Raw genomic sequence first — 15,759 nt, 5'->3', positions numbered from 1 at the left:
GACGTCACCTCGAAGAGGGGGATCGCGGCGCGGCGCGACGGTGTGGCGGGCACTAAAGGAAGGCAGGCTTGCGCGGGGCTGGGTGGCCGCGCGCGCGGGGGATGGAACGGGGTGGATGGGGCAGCGGGCGGCATGATCGGCCTCACGTCCGCAGGAACTGCGCGAGCTCCAGGAACGCGTCCTGGCTCGCCGCCATGCCGGGTTCCTGACGCAGAGCCTCGTAGATCCGCGGCACGAGGAGGATGGCCTGGTCGAGCTCGGCATCCTCGCCGGTACGGTAGCCGCCCATCAGGCGCAGGTCGCGGGTCTCCTCGAACCGGGCCATCATGGCCTTGAGGCGCCGGACGAGCTCGCGCTGCTCGGGCGTCCAGACTTCGGAGGCCAGGCGCGAGATCGACCCGAGGAGGTGCACGGCCGGATAGCGGCCCTGCTCGGCGATGGCCCGGTCGAGGACCACGTGCCCGTCGAGGGTGCCGCGGATCGAATCCGCCACGGGATCGTTGTGGTCGTCGCCGTCGACGAGCACCGAGAACACGCCCGTGATGGTGCCGGCGCCGTCGAGGCCGGGGCCGGCCCGCTCGAGGAGGCGGGGCAGGTCGGAGAACACGCTCGGCGGATAGCCCCGCGCCACCGCGGGCTCGCCGGCCGCCAGGGCGACGTCGCGGGCCGCGTGGGCGTAGCGCGTGACGGAATCCACGATGAGCAGCACGGATTCGCCGGCGTCGCGAAACGATTCCGCGATGGCGAGCGCCATCTTGGGCGCCTGACGGCGCATCATCGGGCTCTCGTCCCCGGTGGAGACGACGATGACGGACCGGGCCCGGTTGGGCGCCATCGCGCCGTCCAGGAATTCGCGCACCTCGCGGCCGCGCTCGCCCACCAGGGCGACGACGACGCTGTCGAAGCCGGTGGCCCCGGCCAGCATCGCCAGCAGGGTCGACTTGCCGACGCCGGAGCCGGCGAAGATGCCGATGCGCTGGCCGAGGCAGAGGGGGGTGAACAGGTCGAGGGCGCGAACCCCGGTGCGCAGGGGCTGCGTCACCCGCGCCCGCTCCATGGCGGGGGGCGGGGCGGCTTCCAGCGGCACGGCGCGGGCGCCCGGGACGAGGTCGCCGAGGCCGTCGATGGGGCGCCCGAGGGCATCGATCACCCGGCCCTTCCAGCTCGGGTCCGGGCGCAGGGTCGGGTCGCCGAGGCGATAGGCCAGGGTTCCGATCCCGGCCTCGATCCGGGAATCGAACGGCTTCACGGTCACGCCGCCCGCATCCACGCGCACGACCTCGCCGATCTGCTCGCGGCCGTTGGCCAGGAAGCCCATGCGGTCGCCGAGGGTCATGAACGGCGCCACGCCGGCGACGCGGGCCGCGCTGGCGGTGACCTCCTGGATCGGGCCGCCGACGCGCACCAGGGGCAGGGCCTCGCGGCCCCTCGCCAGGGCCGCGCCGAGGCGGTCGAGGAGATCGGGCATCGGCTCAGCCCTGGGGGCTCAGGGAGCGGATCGCCCCGGAGAAGGTGGTCTCGGTCTCGGCGCTGAGCGTCGCCGCGCTCTCGAAGGCGCGCTGGATGGTGATGAGCTTCGTCATCTCCAGCACCGGGTTGACGTTGGCGCCCTCGACATAGCCCTGGACCATGCCCATGCGGGTGAAGTCCTGCACCGGAACCGCCGGCAGGCTGGTGCTGACGCCGTTCGGCTCGGCGCGGGTGATCGTGGTCTTCGGGTCGAGGGTGAAGAGGCCGATGGCCCCGACCTGGTTGATGCCCTGCGAGACGCTGCCGTCGCGCCCGATGGTGGGCGGGCCGGCCTGCGGATCGAGCAGGATCGGCGCGCCGCCGGGATCCAGCATCGGCTGGCCGGTGAGGCTGCGCAGCTGGCCCAGCGCGTCCATCGTCATGCGGCCGTCGCGGGTATAGACGGGGCCCTTGGCGCCCCGCACCGCGAACCAAGCCTCGCCCTGGACCGCCACGTCGAGGGGGCTGTCCGTCTTGATCGTCGGCCCGGCCCGCTGGGAGATGTAGGTGTCGCCGGAGGAGGCGAAGGCGACGGCGCCCTTGGTGGCCTGGGCGAGGAGCGCGGTGAACTTGGTGTCCTCGGCGCGGTAGCCGCTGGTGGACAGGTTGGCGACGTTGTTGGCGACCGCGTTCAGCCGCTTGTCGAGGGCGATCTGCGCCGAGAGCGAGACGTAGAGGGCGTTCTGCATGGCGCCTCAGCTCCCGAAACGAATGCGCTGGAGGCTGAGGAGCAGACTCGCGTCGAGGCCCTGCGCGGTGGAATCGGCGAACAGGTTGAGGACGGGGGCCGACGCGGCGTTGTTCTGGGCATCCCAGATCGCGGTGAAGCGCTGCACGAAGCGCTGCAGCTTGTCCGGGTCCTTGAAGCTCGCGAGATCCACCCTCTTCTCGATGATCGCCGCCTGGCCGGCGATGCCGTCCGCGCTGGAACTGTCGGGCAGGCCCAGGACGGTCTTGACCACCTGCGACAGCGCCGGATCGCCCAGAACGCCGTAGCCCGAGGAGACGGTGGGCGCCATGCGGGCGAAGTACAGGGCGAGACGCACGCCGGCATCCTCGCTGCCCGCATCGGTCTCCAGGCTCTGGCGCAGGTAGGCGGCGGTGGTGTCCGTGGTGGCGGCGGGCAGCGTCGTCGTGAAGGCGCCGTAGGTGTTGAAGTCGAAGGCCTTGGCGAAGGCGACGTAGCGGTCGTCGGCGAGGCGGTTGGCGAAGGCTTTCGAATCCGAGACCCCTTCGGTCAGCACCTTGCGCATGAACGCCTTGGCGTAGGTCATGTCCTCCAGGCCGTAGGCCTTCATCGCGTAGGCGTAGAGGCGCCGGTCGCCGAGAAAATCGTCGATGGATTTCACGTCGCCGATCTTCGCCTTGTAGTAGGCGGTCTCGCGGGCGACGTCGGGCTGCGCGGCCTTGCGCGCCAGGGTGCCGTCGAGGTCGCGGGCGATCAGGCGGTAGCTCGTGAAGGTGCTCGTCATGGCAGGGCGCGATCGCTCGTGCGGCGCGGTGGCATCGCCGGATTGCAAAGAGAGGGGCGGGACGGCCGGGCGCCCGAGGCGTCGCGGAACGGAGCCGGGGCGGCCCCCGTCCGGCCTAGGCCGCGGGGCTTGCCGGAGGCTGGCGCCGAGACCGGGCCGCGGGCGGCCGTCACAGCGGGGTCGGCCCGATGATCGTCTCCGAGGTGATCACGACCCAGCCGGACCCGGTGGCGCGGATGGAGAGGATGCGGCCCGCGCCCGGCAGGACGGCGCCCGGCACCACCTGGCGCAGGCCCTCGGGGCCTTCCACCAGGGCCGCGCCCTCCGTCACCCGGCGCAGGACGTAGCCCCGTGCCTTCGCGGCGGAGTCGCCCCGCGGCTCGTCGGCGCGCGGCGGGACGGGATCGGGCAGCGCGCCGGTGGTGGTCGGATCGAGGTCGAGGGCCGCCTCGCGGACGGGGGTCGCCGTCCGCTTCCAGGCGAAGCCGCCGCCCACCGCCGGCAGGAACGGCTGGACCGAATAGGTGTTCGAGGCGCCCGTGATCGCGAAGGCCGCGAAGGTGCCCGAAACCACGGCGAGGCCGAGGCAGAGTCCGACGGCGGCGCGCTCCACGGCGGCCGCCCGGGACCGGCGCAGGATCTCGGCCCCGGCGGAGGGACGGGTGTAGCCGGGACGCGGCGAGAGCGGGGTGGCGGCGCGACGGGAGAAGGTCGGGGTCATGGCCATCGCAAGGGGAGCCGGCGGACGAGCCAAAACACTCACATGTTATAGTTACCAAGCCGTTAAGATCCGGCCCGGATCGACAGTCCGGAAACCCGCTGTTAAGCCTGCCCGCAGGTCGCGGACGGGACGGCGGGACGATGGCGGATTGGCAGGAGGCGGTTGCCCGGGGAGACCGGCCCGCGCGCACGCCCTCGCCGAAGCGCTTCCGCGTGATGCAGCAGGGCCGCATCGTCCTCGGCCCGGAGAGCCTGGTGCCCTGCATCGTCCGGGACCTCTCGCCGAAGGGCGCGAGCCTGCGCCTGCCGCGCCCGACCCCCCTGCCCGAGCGCTTCGATCTCGTCATAGCCGGCCACGAACTCCGGACCGTCGCGGTCCGGCTGCGCTGGCAGCGCGCCGACTTCGCCGGCGTGACCTTCCTGGCCCAGGACTGAAACCGTCCCCCTCGGGGGTGCGTCCCGCGGGCCTGCGGCACATCCGGGCACAGGCCCGGGCGATCGGCCTTAAGCTCCTGCTAAGCCGGACCGGGCATAGTCGCCTCATCGGCAAGCGACTGTCCCGGATCGGGACGGAAGCCCCTCGATACGAACGCGGTGGATAGGTTTCGTGGACCTATAGACATGATGTCGTCCCACCGGTCCGGTGAAACTCCGGGATGTATGAAGCAATACTCGACCTCTCCTGAGAGAGATCTTTAGCCCTCGGGGCGTATTGCTCGGCTACGCACACGAATTCCTTGCAATTCCTGCCAACCGGACATCCTCGCAATGACCAGCCTGCTGACCAACAACGCCGCCATGACGGCGTTGACGACCCTGAAAAGCATCAACACCCAGCTCGACATGACCAGCAACCGGGTCTCGACCGGCCAGCGGGTTTCGAGCGCCGCGGACAACGCCGCCTACTGGTCGATCGCCACCACGGTCCGCACCGACAACGCCTCGCTCGGTGCCGTGAAGGACTCCCTCGGCCTCGGCTCCTCGGCGGTGGACACCGCCTACAACGGCCTGAACTCCGCGATCTCCGATCTGCAGAACATGCGCGCCAAGCTGCAGACGGCCCTGCAGCCCGGCGTCGACCGCGCCAAGGTGCAGGTCGAAATCGACGCCATCCAGAACAAGATGGACAGCACCGCCAAGTCGTCGGTGTCGAGCGGCCAGAACTGGCTCTCGGTCGATTCCTCCGCATCGACCTATCAGAAGGATCGCCTGGTCATCGCCGGGTTCTCGCGTGAGGCCGACGGCGACATCGCGTTCTCGACGGTCAAGATCAACGTCAACGAGATCAAGCTCTACGACGCCAACGCGGGCACCAGCGTGGACGTGCCGGGCACGGCCGCCCAGGTGTTCGGCTCCCAGACGATGACCGGTCTGACGGCCTTCCGTCCGGCGGACGCAACGCCCGCGAACCGGGGCACGGCCGATTTCTCGGGCGCCGCCACAGTCGCGCTGGACATCCGCGTGGACGGCTCCGCCACCGCGGCCGTGATCACGCTCAACAAGGCCAGCCTCACCTCGGCGGTCTCGAACCTGGCCCGCGTGACCACCGATGAGCTGCTCTCGGCGATCAACAACCAGATCGCCGGCTCAGTCGATCTGGCCGGCAAGGTCACCGCCGGTCTCGACACCCAGGGCCGCCTCACGTTTACCCGGAGCACGGTCGGTTCGCCGGAGTCCCTCCAGGTGAACACCACCGCAGCCAACACCGTCGACCTCGGCTACGGTGGCGCGACGGCCACCGGAAAGCTGGCAACCGGCACGGATGCGACCACGGTGGTGAGCAAGGGTATCCTGGACACGGCCGGCGGCACCTACACCACCCCAGGGGTCACGGGTAACTACACCGTCGCCGATTTCGACATCTCGAAACTGGTCGGGACCGCCGGCGACGCCGACCTCAGCAGCATCATCAACATGGTCGACAAGGCGATCGCCAAGGTCACCGATGCCGGCACCAAGCTCGGTGCCAACAAGACCCAGATCGACGGCCAGAAGTCGTTCATCGACACCCTGATGAAGGCCAACGACCGGACGATCGGCACCCTCGTCGATGCCGACATCGAGGAGGAGTCCACGAAGCTCAAGGCCCTGCAGACCCAGCAGCAGCTCGGCGTGCAGGCCCTCAGCATCGCCAACGCCGCGAGCCAGAACGTCCTCTCGCTCTTCCGCTGAGCCGAACGGCGCCCCGGAACTCCGGGGCGCTCCACGCAAGACAGGCCACGCCTCCGCGAGGAGGCGTGGCCTTTTGCATTCCGGAGGGTGCGCGACCGCGGCGGGACCCGGGCGCGGATCAGCCCACGAAGGTGTAGCCGGCCAGCCGCTTGGCCTCGATCGGGTCGTAGCCGAGGCGCATCCGCAGCTTCTTGCGCAGCTTGCTGATGTGGCCCTCGACCACGCTCTCCTCGACGTCGGTGCCGTGGTCGGCATAGACCGCGGTGAAGATCTGCGCCCGGCTGAGCTGCCGGCCGCGATGGCCGGCGAAATACTCGAGGATGTGCCGCTCGCGGCGCGGCAGGATCAGGCTGATCCCGTCGATCTCGGGGTCGCGGCCGTCGGAGAACACCTTGAGGCGGCCGCTGCGATCCTGGGCGGCAGGCGCCTGGATCTCGCCGCGGATGCCGCGCCGGCGGATCGCCTCGGCCCGCGCCAGGATCTCGCGGACATGGACCGGGCGGCGCACGACGTCGTCGATGCCGGCGGTGAAGAGGTCGAGGGTCTGCTCCAGGGAGCGGGTCTCGTTGAGGGCGATGATGGGCGCCTGGGAGAAGCTGCGGATCCTGGCGGTCCGGCTGGCGCGATCGGCGCATTCGCCGAGCACGATCCCCTGGAGAGCATCGGCCGGGTTTCCGGCGAGCCAAGCCAGGAAGTCGTCTGCATTCGTGCTGCGTGCCGGAACCGCCTGCGCGTTGAAACCCGCCACGTACTCGGCGGCCACCGAGTGCCTCTCATCGACAACGATATACATTTCAGCGCCCCGCCGAAAACGAACTGTCTTGCAAGCCCACCGGACGATCACCTTGGAAGCGGAGCGACTTCGTTGTTCGCCCTTGGCATCCAGGTTTTACTTGATGATGACTTCGCAGCGGCCTCTCTTGAAGAGGATCTATTCGCTGCCGTCCGTCGCCTTGCGTTAAAAAATGTTTCTTTAAGGAAATGGTTAATTTTGGATTAAGTGGTTCGGCGTCCTGTGATCCCGGTCCGATTTTCGGGCCTCTGGGATACCAGGGACGGCCTCGGACGGGCCGGATGTGGCAAATCGATCACGGTTTCGCGAGCGGCCCGGCACGCGCGCCGCACCGCACGAATCGTGCGGCCGGCCGGCGGGCCTGGTTGGGGGCGCCGGACGATGGGCCGGCGCCTACCCGCGGGCGCTCCGCGCCGCGGCGGGCGCCAGGGTCTCGCCCAGCAGTTCGATCTGGGCGACGAGGCGGGTCAGGCCTTCGCTGCGAGGCACGGCGGGCATGGGCGGTGGCGTCTCCTCGCCTTCGCCCCCGAGGCTCGCCAGGGTCGCGGTGATCCAGCCGCTCCAGGCCGCGAGGGCCTCGGGTTCGGCCACCTCGACGGCGTAGCGCAGGGCCGTGAGGCGGGCCGAGATCCGCCGCAGGGTGGCGTCCGCCACCATGGCGGATTCCACCTGCGGGTGTCGCCCGGCCCGGGGCTGCTGCAGGGCGCGGGCGAGCGCGGCTTCGAGGTCGTTGAGGGCGAGGCCGGCACCCCGGGCGGCCTGGGCCCGCAGGCCGCTGGCCTCCGCCTCGGGTCCGGCGCAGAGAACCGCCCGGGCGAAGGCCGCATGGGCCCGCACCGCCCTGCGCAGCTCGAGGCGCACCTGGTCGGGCTCCCAGATCGGCCAGAGCACGAGGGCGCTCGCCACCGCGATCAGACCGCCGAGGAGGGTGAGGAGGGCGCGCATGCCCGCCACCTCCCAGGAGCCGTGCCCGGGCTCCACCACCTCGACGAGGAGGACCACGAGCGGGGTCAGGCAGGCGATGAAGACGCCGTAGCTGACCTGCCGGGCGGCAAAGCCGATGATGCTCAAGGGAAAGACCAGGGCGGCCAGGACCAGGGGCGAGGTGGCGAAGCTCGCGAGAATGGCCCCGATCAGGCCGCCGAGCACCGTGCCGCCGATCCGCTCCAGGGCCCGCTGCCAGGTGGCGGCGTAGAACGGCTGCATCGTCAGCACCACCGTCATGGTGAGCCAGTGGGCGAACGGTCCGGCCCAGACCAGGGTCGCCCAGAGGGCGGGGGCCGCCACCACGGTGGCGCGCACGGCGTGGCGCAGGTTGGCGGAGGCGACGGTGAAGTTGGTGCTGAGCGGCCCGAGGAGCCGGGTTCCGAGGGGGAGGCTCGCCCGGCCCAGCAGGGCGCCGCCGGGCCGGTAGCCGTCCGGCGTCGAGAGCTTGGCGCCGATGCGGACGCGGTCGAGGATGCGGGTGGCGAGATCGTGCAGCCCGCGGTCATGGGCGAGGCGCCGGGTGCTGCGGTCGATCGCCCGGTCCAGGCGGGCGAGGTCGATCACGCTGTCGTCGCGGATGGCCCGCGCGATCACCCCGAGGAGCGGACGCAGGCGGCGCAGGAAGCGGCGGACCATGCGGCGCCGGCGCGGGTCCGGCTCGCCCTCGATCAGGTCCGAGACCGCGATCAGGGCGGCGAAGATCTGCTCGGCCGCCTCCAGGCGGATCAGGGCCTGGGCCGTGCGGTCGGAGATGCGCTCGCGGCTGCGGGCGAGGTCGACGATCACCGTGCGGGCCTGCTCGATCGCCTCGCGCACGCCCCGGCGATGGGCTCGGGCGTGGCGGTCGAAGGCCTGCAGGTCGAAGGTCTGGCGGTCGAAGATCTGGCGGGCGCCGCCCCGGGCGGCGGTCCTGGTCTCGAGCGTCTCCGGCCAGGCCAGGGAGGCGAGGTCCTCGAGATCGTCGCAGAGGCGGGTCAGGCGGCGCCAGACCTCGGCCACCGCGCGATGCGTCGGGCGGTAAGGGTGAAGCCGCCATAGGAGGAGCGCCAGCAGCGTCGCCCAGAGGCCTCCGGCGGTGAAGACCAGCCCGGCCACCAGGGCCTGGTCGGGCGTGAGCGGCCGGTCCAGGGCGAAGCACAGGACGAGGACCAGGACGTTGCCGGCGGCCTGGGCCTGCACCCCCCAGACCCGGGCATAGGTGCAGCCGAAGATGACGATGCCGGCGAGCGGCACCACCGGCACCGGCCCCAGCGGCTGCATCAGGCCGAACAGCCCCCAGATCATTCCGCCGAGGAGGGAGAAGACCGTGAGCACGAGGAGGCGCGAGCGCATCGGCCCGCCCGCATCGGCGAAGCACGCGAGATTCGCGGCGAGCGCCACGGTGAGGAGCGGCGGCCAGGGAAACCATTCGTGCAGCAGGATGACGAGGCCGAAGGCCAGGGCCGCCCGCACCCCGTCGACGAGGCTGAGGCCGCGGGGGTCGAGGCCGATCGGCAGGCGCGTGAGGTCGAGCCCCGGATTGGTCAGCGTCCCGCGCCCCCGCAGGAAGGCGGCCGCGCGCATCCGCCGGCGTCGGCCGGCCGCGGGGCCGGTCGGGGCGGGATCGGACGGGCCGGGAGCGGACCGGGCGGAAGAGGAGGGCATCGCGGACGAGGGGGACTCCCGGCGGGCGCAGGCCCGCCATACCTCCGCGATCTAGGGCGTCTGCGCCCCGCGTGGAACCGCCGGGCTCGGCACGGGAGCCCTGCGTGACGCGGGAGCCTTCCGTCGCCCGCAGCGCCCGGCGCCGGTGGCCGGGGTCAGATTGCGCTGCCCTTCTCGACCACCGTCGTGTCCACGACGTCCGCGGGCTCATAGAGCCAGCGCGTCATGGCGCCCGCCGCCATCGCACCGACGATCGGCGCGAGCCAGAACAGCCAGAGCTGCGCCACGTATTCGCCGCCCGCGATCAGGGCCGGACCGGTGCTGCGCGCCGGATTGACCGACGTGTTGGTCACCGGGATCGAGATCAGGTGGATCAGCACCAGGGCGAACCCGATCGGGATGCCGGCAAAGCCCGTCGCAGCCCCCTTCGAGGTGGTGCCGACGATGATGACGAGGAAGAAGAACGTCGTCAGGACCTCGGTGACGAGGCAGGCCGCGAGGTTGTATCTGCCCGGGCTGAGATCTCCGTAGCCGTTCGCCGCGAACCCGTTCGGGACCCAGCCGGCCTTGCCCGAGGCGATGGAATAGAGAACGCCGGCCGCCAGGAGCGCGCCCGTCACCTGGGCGACGATGTAGGGCAGGACGTGCCGGTTGGCGCAGCGATGGGCCGACCACAGCCCGAGGGTCACGGCCGGATTGAAGTGCCCGCCGGAGATGTGCCCCACCGCGTAGGCCATCGTCAGCACCGTCAGTCCGAAGGCCAGGGCGACCCCGAGGAAGCCGATCCCGAGTTCGGGGAAGGCCGCCGACAGGATCGCGGCGCCGCAGCCGCCGAAGGTCAGCCAGAACGTTCCGAAGAACTCGGCGGTCGCCCGCCGCATCGTATCGTGATCCATGACGATGCCTCCCGCTCGCAGGGTCGCGAGGCACTCGTCCCATGGCGGGTTCGCCGCCATCGCCGGCACGACGCGAGACCGAATCTCCTCCGCCGCCGCGCGAGCGGCGCACCATCTCAGGATTACACAGTCGCAGGACGACAGCAACGAAGCCGGACAATCAAATTGTCACGCATCCGCCCAGGGCCGAAACCTTTCGTGTTTCAGTTGTCGGCGACCGCGAACCGGACCGAAGACTGAACAGGACCGGGGGAAGGCCGGCGCGCGGGCCATCCCCCACGGGGTGACGTCCATCAGTCACGGCGTCGGGTCCGCATTGTTCGGACGCCGCGCGGATCTCCTCGCACTCCCGTCGGGTAAGGGCCGGAGCCTCCGCGGGTTTCGGTTCGGGGTCTGGAGGCGCGCCCCGACGCTGCGCGACACCCGCGCGAATCCGGCCCCCGCGAGGCTGGGCGGCGTCGCGGGGCCGAACCTTCGGACGTGGACGTTCCGTTCCGACCTCGGCCCTCAGGTCCCGGTCGTCAGAACGAACCCGGTCGTCAGAACTTGCCGCCGAGACCGACGCTGCCGCCCTGCCCCATCTGGGGGGCGAGGCCGCCGGAGCTCGACCGGCTCGTGGTCTCGCCCTCGATGTCCTCGCGGCGGATCCGGCGCTCCTCGTTCGCGGCAGCGCGGCTCTGGCCACCGGCGGAGCTCGGCAGGTTGAGGCGGCGCGTCGGCGCGGTCTGCAGCGGGCCCCCGTCGGGGTCGACCTCGGCGGAGCGGCTGCGCTGGGGACCCGGCACCGCGCCGCGCATGGAGGGCGGCGGCCCGACCTCCGTCTCGGGCATCACGCCGCCGCCGCCGCCGAGCGCTTGGCACCCGGCGAGCGCGGCGGCAACGAGCGCGACGGCGCAGGCTCTGGACGGAAGGGACATCGGGTCTGGTCCTCGGTAACACCGGCGACCGCATTCGGACGCCCACGCAAGCTATTCGCCTCTGTACGACGCAGATTTGTCGAAAACCAGACACGCTCCGGTGCGCAAGAGGATTGCGGCCACGCTTGGCCCGGTGCCAGAGTGCTGGTCTCGGAACCCAGATCGGTCGCAGCCCGGTCCGTTTCTTGCGCGCGATCGCGTCGTCCTGCTGTCCCCGGGGTCCGTTTCATCCCTCCCCGGGGATCGGCAGGAAGGGCCGCCGCTCGCGCGTCCCTTCCTGCCGCCCATCCACAACTTCGCCTTGGTCCACGCGCAATGAGGCCGGAACCGCCCGTCAGGCGGAACCCGCCGCCCAAGCTTCCATTGTGTCAGGCCGGCGAGACGCACCATTCGGGGAACGCGCGTGTTCAGAACTGTCCGGATGATCGCCACTGCGACGATCACCCTGTTGGCCGCCTCCGCGGCCGCCGAGACCCCGGCCGCGCCGGGCAAGGACGCCGCGCCGAGCTCCGGCGAGGTGACGACGGGCTCGTCCACGCCGCCGGCGTCCGCCCCGGTCCCGACTCCGGCGCCGCCAACCCAAGCTCAGCCGGCTCAAGTGCAGCCGGTTCAAGGGCCCGCGCAACCCGCTCCGGTTCCTGCCCCGGCGCCCGCCCAGCCGGCGGCGCCCGGGACGCCGCCCGTGGCCGGCCCGCCCGCGCCGAGCACGCCCGCCGCCGGGGCGCCCGCGACGGGCACGCCCGCCACCGTTCTCGACACCCAGGACTACGAGGGCGTCCTCGGCAAGGCTGTGCGCAGCTCCACCGGCGAGGATATGGGGCGGATCATCGACATCATCCTCGACAAGGACGGGCGTCCGCGCGCGGCCATCATCGATTTCGGCGGCTTCCTCGGCGTCGGCTCCCGCAAGATTGCGGTGGACTGGCGCGCCATGCGCTTCACCACCGACGGCAAGGCGAGCCGGCCGGTGCTCCAGCTCAGCCGCAACCAGGTCCGCGTCTCGCCGGAATACAAGCCGGGCGAGCCGATCGTGGTGCTCGGCCCGGCGAGCCCGGCCGCCCCGGCCGAGGGCGAGCAGGCGGCGGCCCCGGTCCAGGGTCCGCTCGCGCCGCCGGCGCCCGTCGCGTCGCCTCCGGCCGCCGGTCCCGCCCCGACGACCGCGCCCGCCGCCACGATGCCGCCCGCCCCGGTCGCCGCGCCGGCGCCTGAGAAAGCGCCGGACAAACCGGCCGAGAAGTCGCCGGATCGATGACGGTCCCGCTTCCGAAGGATCGCCGGGCCCTCAAGCCGCGGGAGGTGGCGCGTCCGGAGTTCCGGCCGCGGCCGCTCCCGCGCCGCGACGCCCTCACGGACGACGCCCCGTCGGCGACGGCAGCGGAGAACCCGGCCGACATGAAGGTGATCTCGCGCCGGAGCACGCGCGGCCTCGACGGGTTCGCGTTCTTCGTGGCGAACCTCCAGACCGGCTTCGGCCCGTTCCTGGCCGTCTACTTCACCCAGGCGAAGTGGACGCAGTCCGATATCGGCTTCGCGCTGACCGTCGGGAGCCTCGTGAGCCTGCTCGGCCAGGTGCCCGGCGGCGCCTTCGTGGACGCGGTGCACGCCCGCCGGTTCGCCGCCGGCTTCTCGGTCGTGGCCATCGCGCTGAGCGCCTTCGCGCTGGCGATGTGGCCGAACTTCCTCGTCGTGCTCCTGGCCATGGCCGCCCACTCGGCGGCGAGCTGCATCCTCACCCCCGCCATCGCGGCGATTAGCATCGGCCTCGTCGGGCATGCCCGGGCGGGCGAGCGGCTGGGCCGCAATGCCAGCTTCTCGGCCCTCGGCAATGCCGTGGCCGCCGCCGGCATGGGCGCCTGCGGCTACTACCTCTCGAACGACGCGGTGTTCTACCTGACCGCCGCCCTGATGGTGCCGACCCTGATCGCGCTGTCGCGGATCCGGCCGGAGGAGATCGACGGGCCGGCCCACGTCAAGGCGAGCGGGACCGCCGGCGCGGGCCAGGGCGAGGCCGGCCTGCGCGCCCTCCTCACCAACCGCGCGCTCCTGTGCTTCGGCGCCTGCATGACCCTTTTCTTCCTCGCCAACGCGGCGATGCTGCCGCTCGTGGGCAGCATGCTGACCCTGCGGGCCAGCGAGACCGCCACGGCGCTGATCGCCGCCTGCATCGTGGTGCCCCAGGTCGTCCTTGCGGTGTCGGCGCCCACCATCGGGCGACTGGCCGAGCGCTGGGGCCGCCGCCCGCTGCTGCTCCTCGGCTTCGCCGCCCTGCCGATCCGCGGGCTGCTCTTCGCCTACGTCGACAGCCCGGAACTCCTCGTGGCGGTGCAGGTCTTCGACGGCATCTCGGCGGCGGTGTTCGGCGTGATGGTGCCCCTCGTGGTCTCGGACGCCACCCGCAAGACCGGCCACTTCAACCTCGCCCTCGGCGCGGTCGGCACCGCCATGGGCATCGGCGCCGCCCTGTCCACCTCGCTCGCCGGCGTGATGGCGGATCGGCTCGGCAGCCACACCGCGTTCCTGGGCCTCGCGATCGTGGGCTTCGCGGCCTTCGCCCTCGTGGCGCTCATCATGCCCGAGACGCGCCGCGACCCCGCGGTGTAACCTCGGGCGGGTCTGCGGACGGATCCGGGCGGCATCGAATTCGCTTGCCGCTCAAGCGACGTTCAGGTTTGCACGCTAAAACGCGCAAACCTCCGCCAGACACTGCAACGCTTGCGTCCGCTTCGCGTTGCGAGTCCGGGGGGCTCCGAAACCTGTGTGGGGCACGCGCGGGAAACCAGGGTCCGCGAGGACGCCTTAACAGTAGCCGGTCCACCCTACGTCCGGGCGGGCCTCGAAACCGGGACGGTCACCGCGATGGAAGACCTCTGCGTTTATGCCGATAGGCCGTTCGCCTTCGTGGGACGCTATCTGCGCCGGCGCGCCCTGCCGCACCTCGTCATCCTGTGCGCCGTGCTCGGCGCCGTGGGCTTCTCCGTCAGCACGGACTATGCCCTGAAGGGCGTCGTGGATGCGCTGAGCAAGGGCCCGCAGGCCGGCCTGATCTGGGGCGCCCTCGCCCTTCTCATCGCCTTCATCGCGGCCGACAACATGCTCTGGCGCGTGGCGAGCCTCGTCGGCTCGTTCACCTTCGTGGGCGTCACCGGCGACATCCGGCGCGACCTGTTCCGGCACATGACCGGGCACTCGCCGACCTTCTTCGCCGACCGGCAGCCCGGCACCCTGGCCTCGCGCATCACCGCCACCTCGAACGCGATCTTCACGGTCGAGAACATGTTCGTGTTCAACGTGATGCCGCCCTGCGTCGCGGCCTTCGGCTCGATCCTCTACATCGCCACCGTCAACCTCACGATGGCCCTGGTGCTGGCCGGCATCTTCGCCGCCGTGGTGCTGCTGATGTTCAAGATGGCGGCGGCCGGAAAGCCGCTGCACCACGACTTCGCCGCCAAGGCCGCCTCGGTGGACGGCGAGATGGTCGACCTCGTCGGCAACATGCCGCTGGTCCGGGCCTTCTCGGCCTTCAAGCGCGAGTATACCCGCTTCGACGGGACCATCGGCCAGGAGATGCGCTCGCGCCGCTCCTCGCTGCTCTACCTCGAGAAGCTGCGCATCGTGCACGCCATCCTGACGGTGCTGGCGGTGCTCGGCCTGCTCTACTGGGCGATCACCATGTGGGAAGCGGGCCAGGCGACCAACGGCCAGGTCGTGCTCGTCTGCACCCTCGGCATCCGCATTCTCGCCGCGACCCGCGACCTCGCCGTGGCGCTGGTGGACGCGACGCAGCACACCGCCCGTCTCTCGGAGGCGCTCCACACGCTGCTGCAGCCCCACGACCTCATCGATCACCCGGAGGCGGAGCCGCTCACCGGCACCGGGGCCGAGATCACCTTCGACCACGTCGCCTTCTCCTACCCGGACGGGCGCGGCGTCTTCACCGACTTCGACCTCGTGATCCAGCCGGGCCAGCGGGTCGGCCTCGTCGGCAAGTCGGGCGGCGGAAAGTCGACCCTGTTCTCCCTGCTGCAGCGCTTCTACGACGCGCAGGGCGGCCGTCTCCTGATCAACGGCCAGGACATCCAGCGCATCACCCAGGAATCCCTGCGCGAGGCCATCACGGTGGTGCCGCAGGACGTCTCGATGTTCCACCGGACCCTGCGCGAGAACATCCGCTACGGCCGGCCCGATGCGTCGGACGAGGACGTCTGGAAGGCCGCGGCCGCCGCCCACTGCACCGACTTCATCGACGCGCTGCCCGAGGGCTTCGACACCATCGTGGGCGACCGCGGCGTGAAGCTCTCCGGCGGGCAGCGCCAGCGCATCGCCATCGCGCGGGCCATCCTCAAGGACTCGCCGATCCTGCTCCTCGACGAAGCGACCTCGGCCCTCGACGCCGAGTCCGAGGAGGCGATCCGCCATGCCCTCGCCAATCTGATGAAGGGCCGCACGGTCATCGCGATCGCGCACCGCCTCTCGACCCTGAGGGACTTCGACCGGATCGTGGTGCTGGAAGGCGGCCGTATCATCCAGGATGGGTCGCCCGACAAGCTGACGCACCTCGACGGCTTCTACCGCGAGCTGATGAAGAAGGAATCCATGTCGATGGCGCTCGCCGCCGCCTGAGGCGCGCGGGACGACGCACCCGACCCGTC

At 71.3% G+C, this 15,759-nt stretch carries 13 protein-coding genes; 5 read left to right on the top strand and 8 right to left on the bottom strand.

Going from position 1 to position 15,759, the window contains the following annotated elements:
• Positions 1 to 142: 142 nt before the first annotated feature.
• From fliI to ASG63_RS06215, 4 genes are all read right to left on the bottom strand, one after another.
• Complete coding sequence (gene fliI, locus ASG63_RS06230) at positions 143 to 1,468, bottom strand: flagellar protein export ATPase FliI (RefSeq protein ID WP_056213188.1); 1,326 nt, start codon at positions 1,466 to 1,468, stop codon at positions 143 to 145.
• Between the two features lie 4 nt (positions 1,469 to 1,472).
• On the bottom strand, positions 1,473 to 2,198 hold the full coding sequence (gene flgF, locus ASG63_RS06225; RefSeq protein WP_056213184.1) for a flagellar basal-body rod protein FlgF: 726 nt from the start codon (positions 2,196 to 2,198) through the stop codon (positions 1,473 to 1,475).
• 6 nt (positions 2,199 to 2,204) lie between these two features.
• On the bottom strand, positions 2,205 to 2,981 hold the full coding sequence (locus ASG63_RS06220; protein WP_056213182.1) for a DUF1217 domain-containing protein: 777 nt from the start codon (positions 2,979 to 2,981) through the stop codon (positions 2,205 to 2,207).
• A gap of 169 nt (positions 2,982 to 3,150) precedes the next feature.
• Entirely contained in the window at positions 3,151 to 3,702 is a 552-nt protein-coding gene (locus tag ASG63_RS06215; RefSeq protein ID WP_056213179.1) for a hypothetical protein, read from the bottom strand.
• A 140-nt stretch (positions 3,703 to 3,842) separates the two neighbouring features.
• Between ASG63_RS06215 and ASG63_RS06210 the strand changes: the two genes are divergently transcribed.
• A complete protein-coding gene (locus ASG63_RS06210; protein ID WP_056213176.1) occupies positions 3,843 to 4,136 on the top strand; it encodes a PilZ domain-containing protein in 294 nt (97 codons plus the stop codon).
• Positions 4,137 to 4,469: 333 nt separating this feature from the next.
• Positions 4,470 to 5,873: a flagellin N-terminal helical domain-containing protein gene (locus ASG63_RS06205; RefSeq protein ID WP_056213173.1), complete on the top strand. Its 1,404-nt coding sequence runs from the start codon at positions 4,470 to 4,472 to the stop codon at positions 5,871 to 5,873.
• 118 nt (positions 5,874 to 5,991) lie between these two features.
• Here the strand turns inward: ASG63_RS06205 and ASG63_RS06200 are convergent, their stop codons facing one another.
• The 4 genes from ASG63_RS06200 to ASG63_RS06185 form a co-directional block, all read right to left on the bottom strand.
• Positions 5,992 to 6,666, bottom strand: coding sequence for a response regulator transcription factor (locus ASG63_RS06200; RefSeq protein WP_056213171.1), 675 nt, complete (start codon positions 6,664 to 6,666; stop codon positions 5,992 to 5,994).
• A 393-nt stretch (positions 6,667 to 7,059) separates the two neighbouring features.
• Positions 7,060 to 9,297, bottom strand: a complete 2,238-nt coding sequence (locus ASG63_RS06195) for an FUSC family protein (protein ID WP_082559196.1) — start codon at positions 9,295 to 9,297, stop codon at positions 7,060 to 7,062.
• 155 nt (positions 9,298 to 9,452) lie between these two features.
• Positions 9,453 to 10,193, bottom strand: a complete 741-nt coding sequence (aqpZ, locus tag ASG63_RS06190) for an aquaporin Z (protein ID WP_056213419.1) — start codon at positions 10,191 to 10,193, stop codon at positions 9,453 to 9,455.
• Positions 10,194 to 10,732: 539 nt separating this feature from the next.
• Positions 10,733 to 11,110: a hypothetical protein gene (locus ASG63_RS06185; RefSeq protein ID WP_056213166.1), complete on the bottom strand. Its 378-nt coding sequence runs from the start codon at positions 11,108 to 11,110 to the stop codon at positions 10,733 to 10,735.
• A 421-nt stretch (positions 11,111 to 11,531) separates the two neighbouring features.
• Here ASG63_RS06185 and ASG63_RS06180 point away from each other — a divergent pair, with 421 nt between their 5' ends.
• The 3 genes from ASG63_RS06180 (at position 11,532) to ASG63_RS06170 (ending at position 15,730) form a co-directional block, all read left to right on the top strand.
• The gene (locus ASG63_RS06180) at positions 11,532 to 12,362 is read left to right on the top strand and encodes a PRC-barrel domain-containing protein (protein ID WP_056213164.1); all 831 of its coding nucleotides are present in this window, start codon (positions 11,532 to 11,534) and stop codon (positions 12,360 to 12,362) included.
• A complete protein-coding gene (locus ASG63_RS06175; RefSeq protein WP_056213162.1) occupies positions 12,359 to 13,711 on the top strand; it encodes an MFS transporter in 1,353 nt (450 codons plus the stop codon). The genes ASG63_RS06180 and ASG63_RS06175 overlap by 4 nt, the downstream gene beginning before the upstream one ends.
• Before the next feature lie 255 nt (positions 13,712 to 13,966).
• The gene (locus ASG63_RS06170; protein WP_056213159.1) at positions 13,967 to 15,730 is read left to right on the top strand and encodes an ABC transporter ATP-binding protein; all 1,764 of its coding nucleotides are present in this window, start codon (positions 13,967 to 13,969) and stop codon (positions 15,728 to 15,730) included.
• The last annotated feature ends 29 nt before the right edge of the window (positions 15,731 to 15,759 follow it).

The sequence above is a fragment of the Methylobacterium sp. Leaf94 genome, assembly GCF_001426045.1.
In the GTDB taxonomy this organism is placed as follows: Bacteria; Pseudomonadota; Alphaproteobacteria; order Rhizobiales; family Beijerinckiaceae; genus Methylobacterium.
Note: the sequence above shows the minus strand (reverse complement) of the source record. Positions and strands in the feature narration are given on the sequence as shown.